Source organism: Curtobacterium sp. NPDC090217 (assembly GCF_044746705.1).
GTDB lineage: Bacteria > Actinomycetota > Actinomycetes > Actinomycetales > Microbacteriaceae > Curtobacterium.
On record NZ_JBIVCR010000002.1, the window covers coordinates 882,591 to 899,559 of the forward strand.

General features: G+C 70.5%; 14 protein-coding genes. 3 read left to right on the forward strand and 11 right to left on the reverse strand.

What is annotated here, in order from left to right; all coding sequences use genetic code 11:
- Window positions 1–13 precede the first annotated feature (13 nt).
- Together ACIPJ2_RS11820 and glgB are read left to right on the forward strand one after the other, a co-directional pair.
- Complete coding sequence (locus ACIPJ2_RS11820) at window positions 14–2,014, forward strand: maltotransferase domain-containing protein (RefSeq protein ID WP_402728966.1); 2,001 nt, start codon at window positions 14–16, stop codon at window positions 2,012–2,014.
- Window positions 2,011–4,683: a 1,4-alpha-glucan branching protein GlgB gene (gene glgB, locus ACIPJ2_RS11825; RefSeq protein ID WP_402728967.1), complete on the forward strand. Its 2,673-nt coding sequence runs from the start codon at window positions 2,011–2,013 to the stop codon at window positions 4,681–4,683. The genes ACIPJ2_RS11820 and glgB overlap by 4 nt, the downstream gene beginning before the upstream one ends.
- 126 nt (window positions 4,684–4,809) lie before the next feature.
- Here glgB and ACIPJ2_RS11830 read toward each other — a convergent pair whose 3' ends face one another.
- Both ACIPJ2_RS11830 and ACIPJ2_RS11835 read right to left on the reverse strand, forming a co-directional pair.
- Entirely contained in the window at window positions 4,810–5,793 is a 984-nt protein-coding gene (locus tag ACIPJ2_RS11830; RefSeq protein WP_402728968.1) for a tetratricopeptide repeat protein, read from the reverse strand.
- Window positions 5,790–7,532 (reverse strand): hypothetical protein, encoded by a 1,743-nt coding sequence (locus ACIPJ2_RS11835; RefSeq protein ID WP_402728969.1) that lies wholly within the window; start codon window positions 7,530–7,532, stop codon window positions 5,790–5,792. Before ACIPJ2_RS11835 ends, ACIPJ2_RS11830 begins: the two co-directional genes overlap by 4 nt.
- A 187-nt stretch (window positions 7,533–7,719) precedes the next feature.
- On the opposite strand from ACIPJ2_RS11835, the gene ACIPJ2_RS11840 reads away from it, so the two are divergent.
- Window positions 7,720–9,531, forward strand: a complete 1,812-nt coding sequence (locus ACIPJ2_RS11840; protein ID WP_402728970.1) for a hypothetical protein — start codon at window positions 7,720–7,722, stop codon at window positions 9,529–9,531.
- A 65-nt stretch (window positions 9,532–9,596) separates the two neighbouring features.
- On the opposite strand, the gene ACIPJ2_RS11845 is transcribed toward ACIPJ2_RS11840, so the two are convergent.
- From ACIPJ2_RS11845 to rpsB, 9 genes are all read right to left on the reverse strand, one after another.
- Window positions 9,597–10,364, reverse strand: coding sequence for an alpha/beta hydrolase (locus tag ACIPJ2_RS11845; RefSeq protein WP_402728971.1), 768 nt, complete (start codon window positions 10,362–10,364; stop codon window positions 9,597–9,599).
- Entirely contained in the window at window positions 10,361–10,669 is a 309-nt protein-coding gene (locus ACIPJ2_RS11850; protein WP_281264849.1) for a hypothetical protein, read from the reverse strand. The genes ACIPJ2_RS11845 and ACIPJ2_RS11850 overlap by 4 nt, the downstream gene beginning before the upstream one ends.
- A gap of 15 nt (window positions 10,670–10,684) precedes the next feature.
- Window positions 10,685–11,611, reverse strand: coding sequence for a transglycosylase SLT domain-containing protein (locus ACIPJ2_RS11855; protein ID WP_402728972.1), 927 nt, complete (start codon window positions 11,609–11,611; stop codon window positions 10,685–10,687).
- Window positions 11,612–11,742: 131 nt separating this feature from the next.
- Window positions 11,743–12,291, reverse strand: a complete 549-nt coding sequence (locus tag ACIPJ2_RS11860) for a DivIVA domain-containing protein (protein ID WP_281264851.1) — start codon at window positions 12,289–12,291, stop codon at window positions 11,743–11,745.
- 53 nt (window positions 12,292–12,344) lie between these two features.
- Window positions 12,345–13,343, reverse strand: coding sequence for a phosphatidate cytidylyltransferase (locus tag ACIPJ2_RS11865; RefSeq protein ID WP_402728973.1), 999 nt, complete (start codon window positions 13,341–13,343; stop codon window positions 12,345–12,347).
- Window positions 13,343–13,897: a ribosome recycling factor gene (gene frr, locus ACIPJ2_RS11870; RefSeq protein ID WP_281264853.1), complete on the reverse strand. Its 555-nt coding sequence runs from the start codon at window positions 13,895–13,897 to the stop codon at window positions 13,343–13,345. Before frr ends, ACIPJ2_RS11865 begins: the two co-directional genes overlap by 1 nt.
- 46 nt (window positions 13,898–13,943) lie before the next feature.
- Window positions 13,944–14,663 (reverse strand): UMP kinase, encoded by a 720-nt coding sequence (pyrH, locus tag ACIPJ2_RS11875; RefSeq protein ID WP_281264854.1) that lies wholly within the window; start codon window positions 14,661–14,663, stop codon window positions 13,944–13,946.
- Window positions 14,664–14,783: 120 nt separating this feature from the next.
- Window positions 14,784–15,611 carry a translation elongation factor Ts gene (tsf, locus tag ACIPJ2_RS11880; RefSeq protein ID WP_281264855.1) on the reverse strand — a complete coding sequence of 276 codons (828 nt, stop codon included), beginning with the start codon at window positions 15,609–15,611 and terminating at the stop codon, window positions 14,784–14,786.
- Between the two features lie 84 nt (window positions 15,612–15,695).
- Complete coding sequence (rpsB, locus tag ACIPJ2_RS11885) at window positions 15,696–16,616, reverse strand: 30S ribosomal protein S2 (RefSeq protein WP_281264856.1); 921 nt, start codon at window positions 16,614–16,616, stop codon at window positions 15,696–15,698.
- Between the last annotated feature and the right edge of the window lie 353 nt (window positions 16,617–16,969).

Genomic DNA, 16,969 nt, shown 5'->3' on the forward strand with positions numbered 1-16,969 from the left:
TAGCGTCGGTTCCGTGGCCACCGCAGACCGACCCCGGCGTCCGAAGATCGGGCGCATCCCGATCACCGATCTCGCCCCGACGACGCCGAACGGCTTCCCGGGCAAGGCATTCGACGGCGAGGTGATCACCTTCGGAGCGACAGTCTTCCGAGAAGGACACGGCGTCATCGGCGCCGACCTCGTCGTGGAGCGCCCCGACGGCGGGACCAGGACCGTCCCGTTGACCCTCGTCGCACCGGGGACCGACCGGTACGAAGCGACGGTGCAGGTCGACCACACCGGCGTGTGGGCCTGGCACGTCGAGGCCTACTCCGACGACTGGGAGACCTGGCTGCACGGTGCACGACTGAAGATCGCGGCGGGCGTCGACACCGAAGCGACGCTGCTCGACGGTGCAGCACTGCTCGATCGGCTCGCCGCCGAGACCGACTCCCCCGCCGCTGCTCGCGCCGCTGAACGCGTCCGCGACGAGGACCTCGACCCCGCCGAACGGCTCGCAGCGGTCGACGACCCACGCATCACCGGCGAAGTCGCCGAGGCACCCCTCACATCGCTCCGGACGCACTCCCCCGTGCAGTTGCTCGACGTCGAGCGGACGCGGGCCGGGGTCGGTGCCTGGTACGAGTTCTTCCCCAGGAGCGAAGGCGCCAAGCGCAACCCGGACGGCTCCTGGAAGAGCGGCGACTTCCGCACAGCGGCCCGTCGGCTCCCCGGCGTCGCACGGATGGGCTTCGACGTCGTCTACCTGCCGCCGATCCACCCGATCGGGCACACCGCCAGGAAGGGCCCGAACAACACCCTCGACGCCGGCCCGAACGACCCGGGCAGCCCGTGGGCGATCGGCTCCGAGGACGGCGGGCACGACGCGATCCACCCCGACCTCGGGACGGAAGACGACTTCCGTGACTTCGTCGAGACGGCGAAGAACACCGGGATGGAAGTGGCGCTCGACTTCGCACTGCAGTGCTCCCCCGACCACCCGTGGGTGACCGAACACCCGGAGTGGTTCACGGTCCGCGCCGACGGCTCGATCGCCACGGCGGAGAACCCGCCGAAGCGCTACCAGGACATCTACCCGATCCAGTTCGACACCGATCCCGAAGGACTCGTCGCCGAGGTCGAACGGGTGCTCCGACACTGGATCGCGTTCGGGATCCGGATCTTCCGCGTCGACAACCCGCACACCAAGCCGCTGTGGTTCTGGGAGCGCGTCATCAGGGAGATCCGCGACGAGCACCCGGAGACGGTGTTCCTCGCCGAGGCGTTCACGCGTCCGGCGATGATGCGGGCGCTCGCCGAAGCCGGCTTCCAGCAGTCGTACACGTACTTCACGTGGCGGAACACGAAGGACGAGATCGCGGACTACTTCGACGAGCTCGCACACGAGACGAGCGCGTACCTGCGTCCGAACCTGTTCGTGAACACGCCGGACATCCTCACCGAGTACCTGCAGTTCGGCGGCCGCGCCGGCTACAAGGTCCGCGCTGCGCTCGCCGCGACCGGGGCTCCGACGTGGGGCATGTACTCCGGCTACGAGCTCTTCGAGGACGTCGCACGTCCGGGCTCCGAGGAGAACATCGACAACGAGAAGTACGAGTACAAGCCGCGCGACTTCGCCCTGGCCGAGGCAGAGGGCGCGAGCCTGGCGCCGTACGTGACGATGCTCAACCGGTTCCGCTCGGCGCACCCGGCGCTCCGGCAGCTCCGGAACCTGCACGTGCACGACGCCGAGGACGACGCGATCGTCGTCTACTCGAAGCACCTGCCCGGTCGGTTCATCCGGTCCGGCCGCGACGACACCGTGATCGTGGTCGCCAACGTGGACCCGCACTCGGCCCGCGAGACGACCGTGCACCTCGACCTCGCCGCCCTCGGCCTCGACCCCGAGCAGTCCTTCGACGTCCGCGACGTCGTCACCGGCCAGCGCTGGGTCTGGGGCTCGTCCAACTACGTCCGCCTGGACGCGTTCCAGGAACCCGTACACCTGCTCGTCGTGGAAGGACCGCACCGATGACCACCGACCCCCAACTGCCAGACCGCAGCACCGGTCAGGACCGTGGGCAGGGGCCGAGCGTGCCGCCGGTCCAGCCGCCGCCCCCGCCCGTGCTCCCCCGTCTGATGCCCGAGGACACCCCCCGGCCGACGCACCCGGCGAAGCACGTCGATCCCCCGACGGTGCCGGAGCCGACCCCTGTTCCGACGCCGCCCTCCGCTCGCTTCGAGTCGCCACGGTACGAGCCGCGGAGCTCCGCACCCGGCGAGGACATGCCGGGTGCCCGACTCCCGCGACGCGAAGCACCCGACCGCGGTGTGCAGGAATCGGCGACGCTGTCCGGGCACGCGGCCGACTCCGCGCACCCGCGCCACGTCACCGCGGAAGCGGTGCAGGAGCCGGCTGCCTCGAGCGTGGCGGAGACCCTGCCCGATGCGGTGTCGCAAGCCGGAGCGGACGGGACGGACGCGCCCGAGCCGAGCCGAGCCTCCAGCCCGGTGGCCGACGCCGCGACCGAGCCGCACCCGGCCCCCGTCGAGGAGTGGCTGCGGACGGCCGTCGCCGAGGGCCGCTGGTCCCAGCCGCACGACGTCCTCGGCCCGCACCCCGTCGACGGCGGGACGAGCGTCCGTGTCGTCCGTCACCTCGCCCGCGCCGTCCGGCTCGTGCGACTCGAGGGAGACGACATCGAACTGACGCACGAGGGCGACGGACTCTGGGCCGGCGCCACCGCCGAACCGCTCGGGCGCTACCGGGTCGAGGCCGACTACGACTACGACGAGAGCACCGACACCGACGACACCACCTGGACGACCGACGACGCGTACCGGTTCCCACCGACGCTCGGCGAGCTCGACCTGCACCTGTTCGGTGAGGGCCGCGACGAGCAGCTCTGGCAGCACCTCGGCGCACACGTCCGCACGATGGACGGGGTCGACGGCGTCGCGTTCTCGGTCTGGGCACCGCGGGCCACCGCCGTGCGGGTGATCGGCGACTTCGAGGGCTGGGAAGGGCGCACGACCGCGATGCGACGCCTGAGCGACCTCGGCGTCTGGGAACTGTTCTGGCCGGGCGCCGTCGAGGGACAGCGGTACAAGTTCCAGATCCTCACCGACAGCGGGTGGGTGGAGCGTGCCGACCCGTTCGCGCGGCGCACCGAGGTCCCACCGCTGACCGCGTCCGTCATCACGACCTCCGACTACGAGTGGTCCGACGGCGACCGGGCATGGATGGAACACCGCGCGAAGACGACCACGCACGACCGTCCGATGAGCGTCTACGAGGTGCACCTCGGCTCGTGGCGCCCCGGACTGAGCTACCGCGAGGTCGCCGACCAGCTGATCGGCCACGTGCAGTTCCTCGGGTTCACGCACATCGAGTTCCTGCCGCTCGCGGAACACCCGTTCGGCGGCTCGTGGGGCTACCAGGTCACCGGGTACTACGCGGCGACCTCGCGGTTCGGTTCGCCCGACGACCTCCGCTACCTCATCGACCGGCTGCACTCCGCGGGCATCGGCGTGATCATGGACTGGGTTCCAGGGCACTTCCCGAAGGACGAGTGGGCGCTCGGCAAGTTCGACGGCCACGCGCTCTTCGAGCACCCGGACCCCCGCCGCGGCGAACAGCTCGACTGGGGCACCTACGTGTTCGACTTCGGGCAGCCGCAGGTCCGCAACTTCCTCGTCGCGAACGCGCTGTACTGGCTCGAGGAGTTCCACATCGACGGCCTCCGGGTCGACGCCGTCGCATCGATCCTGTACCTCGATTACTCCCGAACGGACTGGCTGCCGAACATCCACGGCGGCCGCGAGAACCTCGAGGCGATCTCGTTCCTGCAGGAGACGAACGCCACCGCGTACAAGCGCTACCCGGGCATCGTGATGATCGCCGAGGAGAGCACATCGTGGCCCGGAGTGACACAGCCGACGGACGCCGGCGGGCTCGGCTTCGGCCAGAAGTGGAACATGGGCTGGATGCACGACTCGCTCGAGTACGTGCAGCGCGAACCGGTGTACCGCAGCTACCACCACGACGAGCTGACGTTCTCGTTCGTGTACGCGTTCAGTGAGCAGTTCACCCTGCCGATCAGCCACGACGAGGTCGTGCACGGCAAGGGATCGCTCTACGGCAAGATGCCAGGGGACGAGTGGCAGAAGCTCGCGAACGTCCGCGCCTACCTGGCGTTCATGTGGGCGCACCCCGGCAAGCAGCTGCTGTTCATGGGCCAGGAGTTCGCGCAGTCGTCCGAGTGGTCCGAGGAACGCGGGCTCGACTGGTGGCTTCTCGACGACCCTGGCCACCGAGGGGTGCAGGACCTCGTCGCGGCGCTCAACCGCGTGTACAAGGACACCCCGGCGCTGTGGACGCACGACGCCACGTCCGAGGGCTTCGAGTGGATCGAGGGCGGCGACGCCCCGCACTCCACGATCGGGTTCCTGCGGAAGACCGGCGACGAGCGGCTGGCGGTGTTCGTGAACTTCTCAGGCGTGCCCGTCGAACGTCGCTTCGGGCTGCCGGCCGCCGGGCAGTGGCAGGAGGTCCTCAACACCGACGCAGCAGAGTACGGCGGCTCGGGTGTCGGGAACCTCGGTGTCGTCACCGCGGATGACACCCCGTGGGCCGGGCGCCCGGCGTCGGCGCACCTCGTGGTGCCGCCGCTCGGCGCGGTCTGGCTGAAGCTGACCCGCTGACCCACACGAACGGACGGGAGGCCCGGTGCCAGCTGGCACCGGGCCTCCCGTCCGTCTGCATCGCGAAAGCGACAGATCCCCGCGAGATGCTCGCGGGGATCTGTCGCTTTGGCGGTCCTGATGGACTCAGTAGAGGGCGTTGGCGAGCCGACGTCGGGCCGCGACCACGCGGGGGTCCTCCGCGCCGATGAGCTCGAAGTACTCGACGAGCCGGACACGCAGGGACTCACGGTCGCTGCCGAACACCGTCGGCACCAGGTCGAGCAGGCGCCCGAAGGCATCCTCGACGTGGCCGCCGCTGATGTCGAGGTCGGCGACGGCGAGTTGCGCGCCCACGTCGGACGGCCCCGCACCCGCCGCTGACCGGATCTCGTCCGCCGTCCGGCCGTTCAACCGGTCGAGGAGCGACACCTGCGCGAGCCCGGCGACGGCCATCTGGTCGTGCGGGTCCTGCGCGATCGCGGTCTTGTACTCCTGGATCGCCGTGGCGTAGTCGCCCTGCTCGATCGCGTCGTACGCCGCCTGGTGGTGCGGCGGCAGCGGCTCCGGCTCGGGCTCGCCCTGTTCGACCGGCTCGGTGTCGGTGCCGGCGCCGTCGACCGTCACGCGACCGGAGACGCCGTTCTGCTCGGCGGCCTGGAGCACCTGCTCGTAGACGTCGCGGACCTGGGCCTCCGGGAGCGCGCCGACGAAGAGCCCGAGCGGGCGCCCGCCGATGACCGCGGCCACGGTCGGGATCGACTGCGCCTGGAACGCCTGCACGAGCTGCGGGTTCGTGTCGGCGTCCACCTTGGCCAGGACGACGCGTCCGGCGTACTCCTCGGTGAGCTGTTCGAGGATGGGCGAGAGCTGCTTGCACGGCCCGCACCACTCGGCCCAGATGTCGACGATCACCGGGACGATCGTGGACAGCTGCAGGACGTCCTGGAACGTGTCGTCGGTGACGTCGATGACGAGCGACGGGACGGTCAGGTCCGCACCGGTCTCGGAGCCGGTCCCTGCTGCGGCCGGGGCTGCCTGTTGGGCTGCCGGACGTTGGGCACGCTCGACCAGGGATGACAGGTCGACGGCTCCGCGGAGTCCGGACGGGGTCGGGGGGACGTTCGTCATTGCACCTCACTCGCTGCGGTCAGGCCCTGCGTGAACCCGAGCAGGACTATTTTGTCGTCCGACCCGACGGCCGGCACGGAGAAGAGCAGCTGGACGCCGTACGTGGCGCTGATGCCCTTCTTGCTGGAGTCGACCCCGGACAGGGCCTTCACCGCGCCCTCGGTGTTGACCTCGGCGCCGTCGGCGGTCGGGGTGACCTTCTCGATCTCGTTCAGGTTCACGGACACGAGCGCACCTGCCCCGTTCGTCGCCAGGGCGATGGCGGAGCCGTCCGGGGACTCGGACGAGTACTCGATCTTCGCGGTGTCCGGCAGGGACGCGGACTTCCTGTCCTTGTAGTCCTTGCCGATCTTGCCGCGCAGGTCGTCACCGTCCGCCTGGAAGAGGTCGGCGTACTTGCTGTCCGCGTCCTTCGAGAGGATGTCGCCGTACGCGGGCCCCACCGCGTCCGGGGCGAGCGCGAGGAGCTTCGAGTCGGACGCGAGCTGTGCGGTGCCGATCGAGACCGGGGCGACCGACGGGAGCTTGGCGTCGGCTTCGAGCGACACGTCGTACGCGACCTTGTAGTCGTCGCGCGCGGACTCCTGCACGAGCGTCAGGGCCTGCGGCGCCGTCTTCTGGTCGTCCGGGTCGGAGGCGACCACGAACACCGTGCGCGGCCACGTGTCGGTCTGCTGCGGGAGCGACACCGAGATGTCCGCGGCAGAGATCGCCGGCGGGGCCTGCACGTCCTGGTCCTTGTCGCGGATCTGGTAGTTGGCCTTGCGGAGCTCGAGCGCCGGTCCGGTGAACCGGGTCGCGGCGAGATCGGCGTCCTTGTCGGCGTCGGCCTTCGTCGCGACCTCTGCGATCCGGCCGACGATCCGGTTGATCTGCTGACGAGTCGCGGCGGTCGGCTCGGCCTGTTCGGCGGCACCGGTGGCCGACGCCGTCGGGGTGGCGGTCGCCGTGGCGTCTCCACCGCCCTGCGGCCAGTACTCCGAGGAGCACCCCGCGAGCGCGAGCGTGCCGACGAGCACGACCGGCACAGCGATCATCGAGCGGCGCCCTCGGCGCGACCGAGCCGGGACCTGGGCGCCTGCTGCCGCGGCGCGACGCGAGGCGCGCACGCGCGGCGGCCGGGTCCCACCGCTGCGACGCCGCGGACCACGGGAACGCCGCTGGTGGAGGAACGCCCAGACGAGCAGGACGATCCCGCCGAGCACGAACACGCCACCGGCCACCATGAGCGGCCCGACCGAGGGGGTCGCGGTGTCACGCGGCCAGGTCACGGAGACGTCGGAGGGAGCGGCGGACTTGCCGTCGCCGACGAGGACCACCGAGACGTCCTGCGGCAGGCGCACGGTGAACTGCCCGGCGCCGTCGTACTCCTGGTACCAGAGGTCGCTGCCCTTCGGGTCGGGAACGGAGTCGTCGCTGCCCGTCGTCCTCGCGACGAGACGCTCGCCCTCCGCGTCGTAGCGGAGCGTGTTGTGCTTGGCGTCGCCCACCCACGCGTCGATGTCGGAGGTCTTGCCGTAGGCGGCGAAGACGGTCCCCGAGCCGGCGACGTTGATGCGCTGGTAGCCCGGGTTCGCGTTGAGCGTGGAGCCGGGGATGACGGTGACGGGCGCCGTGGTCATCGACGACGCCTGCGCCACGGTGGAGGACGGTGGCGCGAAGACGGTGCGTTGGGCGACGCCCAGACCGACGAGCAGCAGCCCGATCACGAAACTGACGATCGCCAGGACGAATCGCACGGATCTCTCTCCCTCCGCGCCGGGGTGGGGGGAATCGGCGCGCGAATCAACGGCCCAGGATACGCGAGAGAGGCTGGAGAGCGCATCCCTGCTCGCTGTCCACCGGCTCAGACGGGGTCCGTGCCGCACCACTACACTCGACGCGCGGGCGGTACGGCGCCGTCCGGAAGACCAGCAGGAGCGACACGTGGCGAACGACGAGGCAGAGTTCGGGACCGAGATGCGGGGGTACCGCAAGGACGACGTGGACCGCGCTCTGAACGACCTCCGCCGCGAGCTCATCAAGTCGAACAACGACCGCGCGGAGGCCGCGAAGGAGATCCGGCTCCTGCAGTCCCGCCTCTCCGACATGCAGGCGGAACTCGACGAAGCGGGCACCCCGACGTACAGCGGACTCGGCACGCGCCTGGAGTCCACGCTCCGGGTCGCCGAGGAGCAGTCCACCCGCTTGATCAGTCAGGCGGACATCGACGCGCAGCGCCTGCGGGCGTCCAGCCGTGCCGAGGCCGAGCGCACCGTCCGCGAAGCCCAGGAAGAGGCGCGCGACACCCTCGAGGACGCCAGGACCCGCGCCACGAACGAACTCGCCCGCGCTCGGGCCGAGGCCGCCGACACCGTCGAGCGGGCCCGCGCCGAAGCCGGGATGCTCACGCAGGACGCCAGGAACGAGTCAGCGGCGATCCGCGGTGCTGCGGTGACCGAGGCCGCGGAGACCCGTTCGATCGCGATCCGGGAGACGAACGCACTCCGCGCGGGTGTCGAGCACGAGGTCGCCGAACTCCGGGAACTCGCACAGCGCGAGTCCGCCGACGCCCGGAGCGCAGCAGCCGAACTGGACCGCGAGACCGAACACCGCCGAAGCGTCTTCGAGGCCGACCACAGCCGACGCATCGAGGACCTCGACCGCGAGGAGCGCACCCGCCGCGACGCCCTCGAGCGCGAGATCACCGACGGTCGGGCCGCGTGGGAGCACGAGCACGGCGAGCGTTCCCGTGCGCTCGAGCTCGAGATCGCAACGGGTCGCGCCGACCTCGCCGCCGAGGTGGACGGCCGCCGCGACGAGCTCGAGTCAGAGCTCGCCGACCGCCGCCGACTCCTCGACGAGGAGCTCGCCGCCGGCCGGGCCGAGTGGGATCGAGAACTGGCGTCGGCCCGCGCGGCCCTCGAGCAAGAGCTCGAAGCGGCTCGTGCACAGCTGCGCGTCGACCAGGAGCACACCGCTGCCGAGAACGAGCGGCTCGTGCAGGAGACCGCCGACCGCATCGCGCGCGAGACCGATGAGCACCGCGGACGCATCGAGCGGGAGCGCGCCGAGGCCACCGCGTCCGCCGAGCGGCTCGCCCAGGAGCACGCCGCCGAGCTCGCCGCACGCCGTGAGCGCGAGCACGGCGAGGTCGACACCGAGATCGCCGAGCGCCGCAGTGCCGAGTTGGACGCGCTCGAAGCCGAGCGCACCGCGCTCCGGCAGGAGATCGACATCGCACGCGCCGGCCTCGCGAAGGAGCGCGACGAGGTCAGGGCCGAGATCGCCCGCGAGCGCGACGAGGCTCGGACGACCCTCGAGTCCGAGCTCGCAGCCCGCCGTGACGACGCCGAGCAGGACTACCTCCAGAAGCACCACGAGACCGTCACCGAGACGCAGAAGTACCTCGACGAGGCGAACCTCCAGCTCGCGGAGGCCACGCGCCGCGCGACCGAGGCGCGCGAGCGTGCGGAGCGGCTGCAGCAAGAGGCCAACGACCTGGAGCGCACGAGCACGTCCGACGCCGAGGAACGTGCCCGCACCGTCCTCGCCGAGGCCCAGGAGCGTGCGCACCGCCTCGTGGCCGAGGCCGAGGAGCGCTCGGCCGCGCAGATCGCCGAGGCGGAGGACCGCCTCGCCGCGATCCGCACCGAGCGCGAAGCGGTCGCCGGCTACCTCGAGAACCTCCGTGGCGTGCTGTCGCACGCCGCCGGCGTCGTCGAGTCCCCGGCCGACGCGGACGCCACCGACTCCTGAACCGGCCCGGACTGGAGGCCCTGCACCGGGCCTCCTGTCCGGTCACCGCCGACAGGCGGTCGGTCTCAGCGCGTGACGTGCGTCGGCAGCGGCGCGCTCCCGGGCACCACCAGGTCCGCGATCGCGTCCAGCACGATCCGCACGTACCGCTCCCCCACCCAGAGGTGCTTCGCGCCCGCCACCGGGACGACGCGGACGTTCGGCGCGACGGCGAAGCGGTGCTCGGCCGCTTCCGGCTGCAGGAAGTCGTCGTGCTCCGGGACCAGGGCGACGACCGGCACGGCGACGTCGGCCCATCGTGCGAGCTCGTCGTCGCTCGTGCGGTGGAGCGGCGGTGAGAGCAGGACCACGCCAGCGACCGTGCCGGCATCGACGTGCTCGAGCGCGTGCTTGAGGATCACCTCGGTCCCGAAGGACCACCCCACCAGCCACGGGGTGGGCAGGCCACGTGCGGCGACGTCGGCGACCGCTGCGCGGAGGTCGAAGCCCTCGGAGACACCGTCGCCGAACGTGCCCTCGGACGTCCCGCGGGGAGAGGACACCGAGCGGAAGTTGAACCGCAACACCGCGATGTCCGCGAGCTCCGGCAACCGGGCAGCAGCCTTCTTCAGCACGTGCGAGTCCATGAACCCGTGCGCGGTCGGCAGCGGGTGCAGCGTGACGATCGCGCCGCGCGCCCGACGGCCCTGTGGCTCTGCGAGCTCCCCGACGAGGGTGAGGTGGTCGTCCGTGACGAGCTCGATGTCGGTCCGCACGGCGGGGAGCACCGTGCCGGACCGGATCTCAGTGTCGTGTGTGTCCTCGGTGCCGGGTGCGTCCGCGGCGTCGCTCATGCCGTCCTCCAGCAGTGGTTGTGCCAGTGCCGACGCGACGCGAGGTCCGCAGCGTCGCCGAGGACGCCGTCGGCGCGCCACACCACCACGTGTGCGACGCCGGGCTCGATGATCAGGCCGCACCCGGGGCAGAGGTAGTCCTTCTGCGCGGACGCTGCCGAGATCGGCTGCACGGCGTACTCACGCCCACGACGGACCTCGGTCCGCTTCCACCCGCTCATCAGGCGATCGAGGCCGACCGACTCCTCGACCTCGTCCGGGCGACGGTCACCCCGAGGGCGCCGCGGCCGGTTGCTGCGCGGCACCTGCGGGACCGCCGATCAGTACCAGTTGAAGGACTGGCTGTGACCCCACGCACCGCACGGCGTGCCGTAGACGCCGGAGATGTAGTTGAGTCCCCACGTGATCTGCGTCGCGGGGTTGGTCTGCCAGTCGGCGCCGGCCGAGGCCATCTTGCTGCCGGGGAGCGCCTGCGGGATGCCGTAGGCACCGCTCGGGTTGTAGGCGTTGACGCGCCAGCCCGACTCCTTGTTCCAGAGGGAGACGAGGCAGTTGTACTGATCGGTGCCCCACCCGCGGGCGGAGACGAGCTCGAGCGCGATGGCCTGCGCGCTGCCCGGGTCAGGGGTCGCGGCGACGGCGGCGATGCTGTTCGACGGGGTGACGGCCTTCTTCGCGGTCGACGTCGCAGCCGTGTCGTCGGTCTCGGTCACCGGCGGGGTGACGACCTTCGGCGCGGGCTTCGTCACTTCGTAGCCGTCACGGGAGACCTCGAACGAGCCGTACGTGCCGTGGGCCGTGTAGACCTGCGGGGCCGGGGCCTTCGTCAGCACGGGCGTCGAGACCGCAGCCTGGGCGACGTCGGCCTGCAGCGGGTTGAAGAGCGAGCCGCCGGCGAGGAACGCCACGGCGAAGAAGGACAGCGCGGGGATCGTCGAGCGACGGCGCATGAAGCCGTTGAGCGTCGTGTCGGCGGTCTTGGCCGTCGACGACGACGGTGCGAGACCCGTGCGGCGCTGCGCGGTCGTCGCGCGCCGCTGCTTGACGATGCGCGGGTCCGACGGCGTGGACGGAACTGCCGCTGCGTGCGCGACGGCCTGTGTGGCATCGCTGACGCGGTTGTCCGCCACGGACTTGGGAGCGATCACCGGCTGGGTGACCGCGGCCGCTGCCGCCGGGTTCGCCAGTGGAACCGGAGTCTCCGCGGTGCGGATTCGGTTCAGTGCCGCGCGGCGTTCGCTGACCACGGGGTGGTTCTGCTGCTGCCGGGTTGCGCGGTCGGATCGAATGTCTGCCGTGTGCCTGCCCATGAGTCCGACCAGGATAACGGAACGATCACGGAAAACGAAGCACCTGTGCCCCGCGCGTCGGACTTCGGCTAGCGGACGGCGAGCATGACCTCGACGACCGCGTCGAGGAGCGCGTCGACCTGGGCCTCGCGGTAGCCGCCGTGCTTCGGGCGGAACACGATCGACCGCACCTCGGTGAGGCTGAGCGGCTTGCCTTCTCGGAAGTACCCGCCGAGACGCTTCGCGAACGCGTCGACGTCCTTCGGGTGGTAGCCGGTCGACAGGACGTTCACGCGGTGGAAGCGCTGCCCGTCCGGGCGGTCCAGCCGCTCGACGACGTCGGATGCCTTCGTGCGGGCCTCGGCGTACCAGGTCTTCTGCCCGACGTCGGCGATCTCGCGCTCGCGCTCGCGGGAGGCGAACGCGTCCTCGAGTCGTTCGAGCGCGGCGTCCACGTGCTGCGTCGAGTACCCGCCCTTCTTCATCGAGAAGGCCGTCGCGCGGATCTTCGCCGCCTCGATGCCTGGTGCGCTGTCGTTCGCCGTGTAGGCGCGACGCGCGTCCTCGAGGAAACGCTCGACTTCGTCGATGTCGTAGCCGAGGACCGAGCGGGGGGCTGTCGGGAACGTCGTGGGCACGGCGACATTCTGCCAGCACACTCCCCTGGGACCAGCTGGACGCGCGGTGGCCGTCAGTGGTTGACGACGAGGTACAGCACGTAGCCCACCGCGGCGGACGGCAGGATGCTGTCCATGCGGTCGAGCAGTCCGCCGTGCCCGGGCAGGAAGGACGAGATGTCCTTGATCCCGAGGTCGCGCTTGATCATCGACTCGGTGAGGTCGCCGAGCGTCGCGGAGCCGGAGATCAGCACCCCGAGCACGATGCCGAACCACCACGCCTGCCCGAGCAGCAACCAGGACACGATGATGCCCATCAGGATGCTCGCGGCCACGGAGCCGGCGAAGCCCTCCCACGTCTTCTTCGGGCTGATCCGCGGCGCCATCGGGTGCTTGCCGAGGTTCAGCCCCGTCGCGTAGGCACCCGTGTCGACCGCGACGACGACCAGGATGAACCCGACGACCCACAGCGGCCCGCCGTCCTGCGCGGACAGCAGCACCACGCAGGCGCCGAGCAGGGTGACGTACGCCTGGACGAACAGCCCGTTCGTCAGGTCGCGGAACACGTTCCCTGCCGACGGGCGATCGCGACTCACCGCGACCTCGACCAGGCGCCAGACGGTGATCAGGACGATGCCGCCGAGGATCGTGAAGAGCGCCTCGACCTGGCCACCGAGGAACGCGGCCGGCACCATCGCGATGCCGGTGGCGACGCTCGGGATCCTCGGGACGTCGCGCCCCGCGAACCGCATCGCGCTCGCGAGCTCCCATGCGGCGAACCCGATCAGGAACGCGGCGACGACCATGAACGCCGGGGTCCAGATCAGGAGCGAGCCGAGCATCACCACGGCGAACGCCAGGGCGATCGCGATGGCTGCGGGGAGGTTTCTGCCGGTCCGCGCGGTCAGCGCCTCGTTGCGGGCGTCGAAGGACGCACGTCGTTGGCGGATCTGCGCCTCGAAGTCCGACCGCGCGGCGCGGGCCCTGGCATCGAAGTCGTGCCTGAGCCCCTTCGCCGGCGGCCGTGGGTCATCTGCTGTCGGGCGGTCGACGCCCTCGTCTCGACGCGGCATCAGACCTCGAGGAGTTCGGCTTCCTTCTTCTTCAGCGCGTCGTCGATCTGGTCGACGTGCTTCTTCGTGAGGACCTCGAGGTCCTTGTCACCGCGGGAGATCTCGTCGTCCGAGATCTCGCCCTTCAGTGCGTCGAGGTCGTCCTTCGCCTTGCGGCGGATGTTCCGGATGACGACCTTGTGGTCCTCGCCCTTCCCTCGGACGAGCTTCACGAACTCCTTGCGGCGGTCCTGGGTGAGCTCCGGGATCGTCACGCGGACGATCTCACCGTCGTTCGTCGGGCTGGCGCCGAGGTTCGGGAACGTCGCGATCGCGCGTTCGATCTCCTTGAGCGCCGACTTGTCGTACGGCGTCACGATGAGCGTGCGCGCTTCCGGCGTCTGCAGGGACGCCAGCTGCGCGAGCGGCGTCGGCGACCCGTAGTAGTCCACCGGGATCTTCTGGAAGAGCGCGGCGTTGATGCGGCCGGTGCGGACGGTTGCGAAGTCGTCCTTGGCGACGTCGACCGCCTTCGCCATCTTCTCGGTGGCCTCGGTCATGACATCACTGATCACGGTGGTTCTCCTTCGGTACGTCGTCGAGTCTAGTCAGCCGTGCAGGTCAGTTGCTGACCACCGTGCCGATGCGTTCGCCCCGGATCGCGGCCTGGACGTTGCCACCCGGCTCCATCCCGAACACGTGCATCGGCATGCCGTTGTCCATGCAGAGCGAGAACGCGGTGGCGTCGACGACCTTGAGGCCCTTCAGCAGTGCGTCCTGGTACGTGACGTGGTGGAGCTTCTCGGCCGTCGGGTCCTTCTTCGGGTCGGCCGAGTAGACGCCGTCGACGCCGTTCTTCGCGACCAGGACCTCTTCGGCGCCGATCTCGAGGGCGCGCTGGGCGGCCACGGTGTCGGTGGAGAAGTAGGGCAGGCCGGCACCCGCACCGAAGATGACGACGCGGCCCTTCTCGAGGTGTCGCTCAGCGCGCCGCGGGATGTACGGCTCGGCGACCTGGGTCATGCTGATCGCGGACTGCACCCGCGTCGCGGCACCGGCCTGCTCGAGGAAGTCCTGGAGCGCGAGCGCGTTCATCACGGTCCCGAGCATGCCCATGTAGTCCGCGCGGCCGCGGTCCATCCCGCGCTGCGAGAGCTCCGCGCCGCGGAAGAAGTTGCCACCGCCGACCACGATCGCCACCTCGACCTCTCGGGCCGCGATCGCGATCTCCTTCGCGATGCTGCTGATCACGTCCGGGTTGACCCCCAGGGAGCCGGCGCCGAACGCCTCTCCGGAGAGCTTCAGCAGGACCCGTCGTCGTCCGGTCTTCTCGTCGGTCATGTGCTCGCACCCTTCGTTGAGGAGTCTCGTGGGAATCTACTAGCGCCCGTGCGGTCGTGCTGCGGCGGGCGCGAAAACGGGGCCAGGAACCGAATGGTTCCTGACCCCGTCACGGGTTCGTTACGCGCCGACCTTGACGCGGGCGAAGCCCTGGATCGTGATGCCGGCGTTCTCGGCGGCCTTCGCGACGGAGATCTTGTTGTCCTTCGCGTAGTCCTGGTCGAGCAGCGCGATGCCCTTGATGAAGGCGTTGACGCGACCCTCGACGATCTTCGGGAGCGCAGCCTCGGGCTTGCCCTCCTCGCGGGTGATCGCCTCGACGGTCGCGCGCTCCTTCTCGATCGCCTCGGCCGGGACCTCGTCGCGCGTGAGGTACGACGGGTTGGCGAACGCGACGTGCTGCGCGATGGAGCGGGCCTCGGCGGCGTTGTCACCGTCGTAGGCGACGACCACGGCGATCTGCGGGGGCAGGTCCTGGCTCGTCTTGTGCAGGTAGATCTCGAAGTTCGAGCCCTCGACACGGCGGACCGTGCGGACCTCGAGCTTCTCGCCGAGCGCGGCGGCGCTCTCGTTGACGACCTCGAGCACCGTCTTGCCGTCGAGGGGGGCCTCGTTGGCGGCGGCGACGTCGGCAGCACCAGCAGCGGCGACCGCGGCGAGGACCTTGTCGGCGAGGGTGGTGAACTTCTCGTTCTTCGCGACGAAGTCGGTCTCGGAGGCGAGCTCGACGACGGTGGCCGCACCGTTCTCAGCGGTCGCGACGACGACGCCCTCGGAGGTCGCACGGTCATCGCGCTTGGCGACGGCCTTCGCACCCTTGATGCGGAGCAGCTCGACGGCCTTGTCGTAGTCGCCGTCGGCCTCGACGAGCGCGTTCTTCGCGTCCATCATGCCGGCCCCGAGGTCCTCGCGGAGCTTCTTCACGTCCTGAGCGGTGAAGTTTGCCATTCGAATGGCGTCCTTTCTGGACTATGCGTGTGTGGAGAGCGGAGTCGAGGGCGCCGAGCCGTGTGGCCCGGCGCCCTCTGACACTCACTCGGCGGGGGTGGTCTCCGCAGCGGCCTCGGCCTCGGCGGTCGGCTCGGCGTTCTTCGCCTCGTCGGCGATCGGCTCGCCGATCTCCTTCGCGGCGACCTGCGCGTCAGCGTCGTTCTCTTCGACGGGCGTCTCAGCAGCGGCAGCAGCCGGAGCAGCGGACTCGCCACCGAGGAGCTCCTGCTCCCACTCGGCGAGCGGCTCGGCGGCCTCGTCGTCGGAGCCACCGTTGTGGCGGGTCTTGAGACCCTCGGCAGCGGCGTCCGCGATGATGCGCGTCAGCAGGCCGACGGAGCGGATCGCGTCGTCGTTGCCCGGGATCGGGTAGGCGATCTCGTCGGGGTCGCAGTTGGTGTCGAGGATGCCGATGACCGGGATCCCGAGCTTCTGCGCCTCGTCGACGGCGAGGTGCTCCTTCTTGGTGTCGACGATCCAGAGCGCGCTCGGGGTCCGCGTGAGGTTGCGGATACCACCGAGGGTCTTGTGGAGCTTGTCCAGCTCGCGCTTCTTGATGAGGAGCTCCTTCTTGGTGAAGCCCTTCGTCGTGTCGTCGAAGTCGATCTCCTCGAGCTCCTTCATGCGCGCGAGGCGCTTGGAGACCGTCTGGAAGTTCGTGAGCAGACCGCCGAGCCAACGCTGGTTGACGTACGGCTGGCCGACGCGGGTCGCCTGCTCGGCGATGGAGCCCTGCGCCTGCTTCTTGGTGCCCACGAAGAGGATCGTGCCACCGTGCGAGACCGTCTCCTTGACGAAGTCGTACGCGCGGTCGATGTAGGCGAGCGACTGCTGAAGGTCGATGATGTGGATACCAGAGCGCTCGGCGAGGATGAAGCGCTTCACCTTCGGGTTCCACCGACGGGTCTGGTGTCCGAAGTGGACGCCGCTGTCGAGCAGCTGGCGGATGGTGACGACGGCCATGTGCCGTCCTCCTTCTGTGTTCTCGGCGCGCGGCATGGCCGTGCGCCCGTTGCGGTTGTGTCGATCCCGACCGGAGGTCGTGATCCCTGGTGCCCTGACATGCGGCCGCCAGCGCTTGCGAGCTGGACCGTTGGCCGGATGGTTTGCGTGGACACGCGAAGTCAGCGCGCTCAGCGCGCTGCTGCAGAGATACTAGCAGAGCACAGACGGGAGGGGGGGGGGGGGGGGGGGGGGGGCCCGCCCCCCCCCCCCCCGGGGGGGGGGGGGGGGGGGGGGGGCCCCGCCCCCCCCCACCCCCCCCCCCCCCCCCCCCCCCCCCCCACACCCCCCCCCCCCCCCCACGAACGCCAACC

Coding starts and splice junctions, on each gene's coding strand:
- glgB (WP_402728967.1), top strand. CDS start 2,011: ATGACCACCGACCCCCAACTGCCAGACCGCAGCACCGGTCAGGACCGT.
- ACIPJ2_RS11830 (WP_402728968.1), bottom strand. CDS start 5,793: ATGACGAACGTCCCCCCGACCCCGTCCGGACTCCGCGGAGCCGTCGAC.
- ACIPJ2_RS11845 (WP_402728971.1), bottom strand. CDS start 10,364: ATGAGCGACGCCGCGGACGCACCCGGCACCGAGGACACACACGACACT.
- ACIPJ2_RS11865 (WP_402728973.1), bottom strand. CDS start 13,343: ATGCCGCGTCGAGACGAGGGCGTCGACCGCCCGACAGCAGATGACCCA.
- pyrH (WP_281264854.1), bottom strand. CDS start 14,663: ATGACCGACGAGAAGACCGGACGACGACGGGTCCTGCTGAAGCTCTCC.
- tsf (WP_281264855.1), bottom strand. CDS start 15,611: ATGGCAAACTTCACCGCTCAGGACGTGAAGAAGCTCCGCGAGGACCTC.
- rpsB (WP_281264856.1), bottom strand. CDS start 16,616: ATGGCCGTCGTCACCATCCGCCAGCTGCTCGACAGCGGCGTCCACTTC.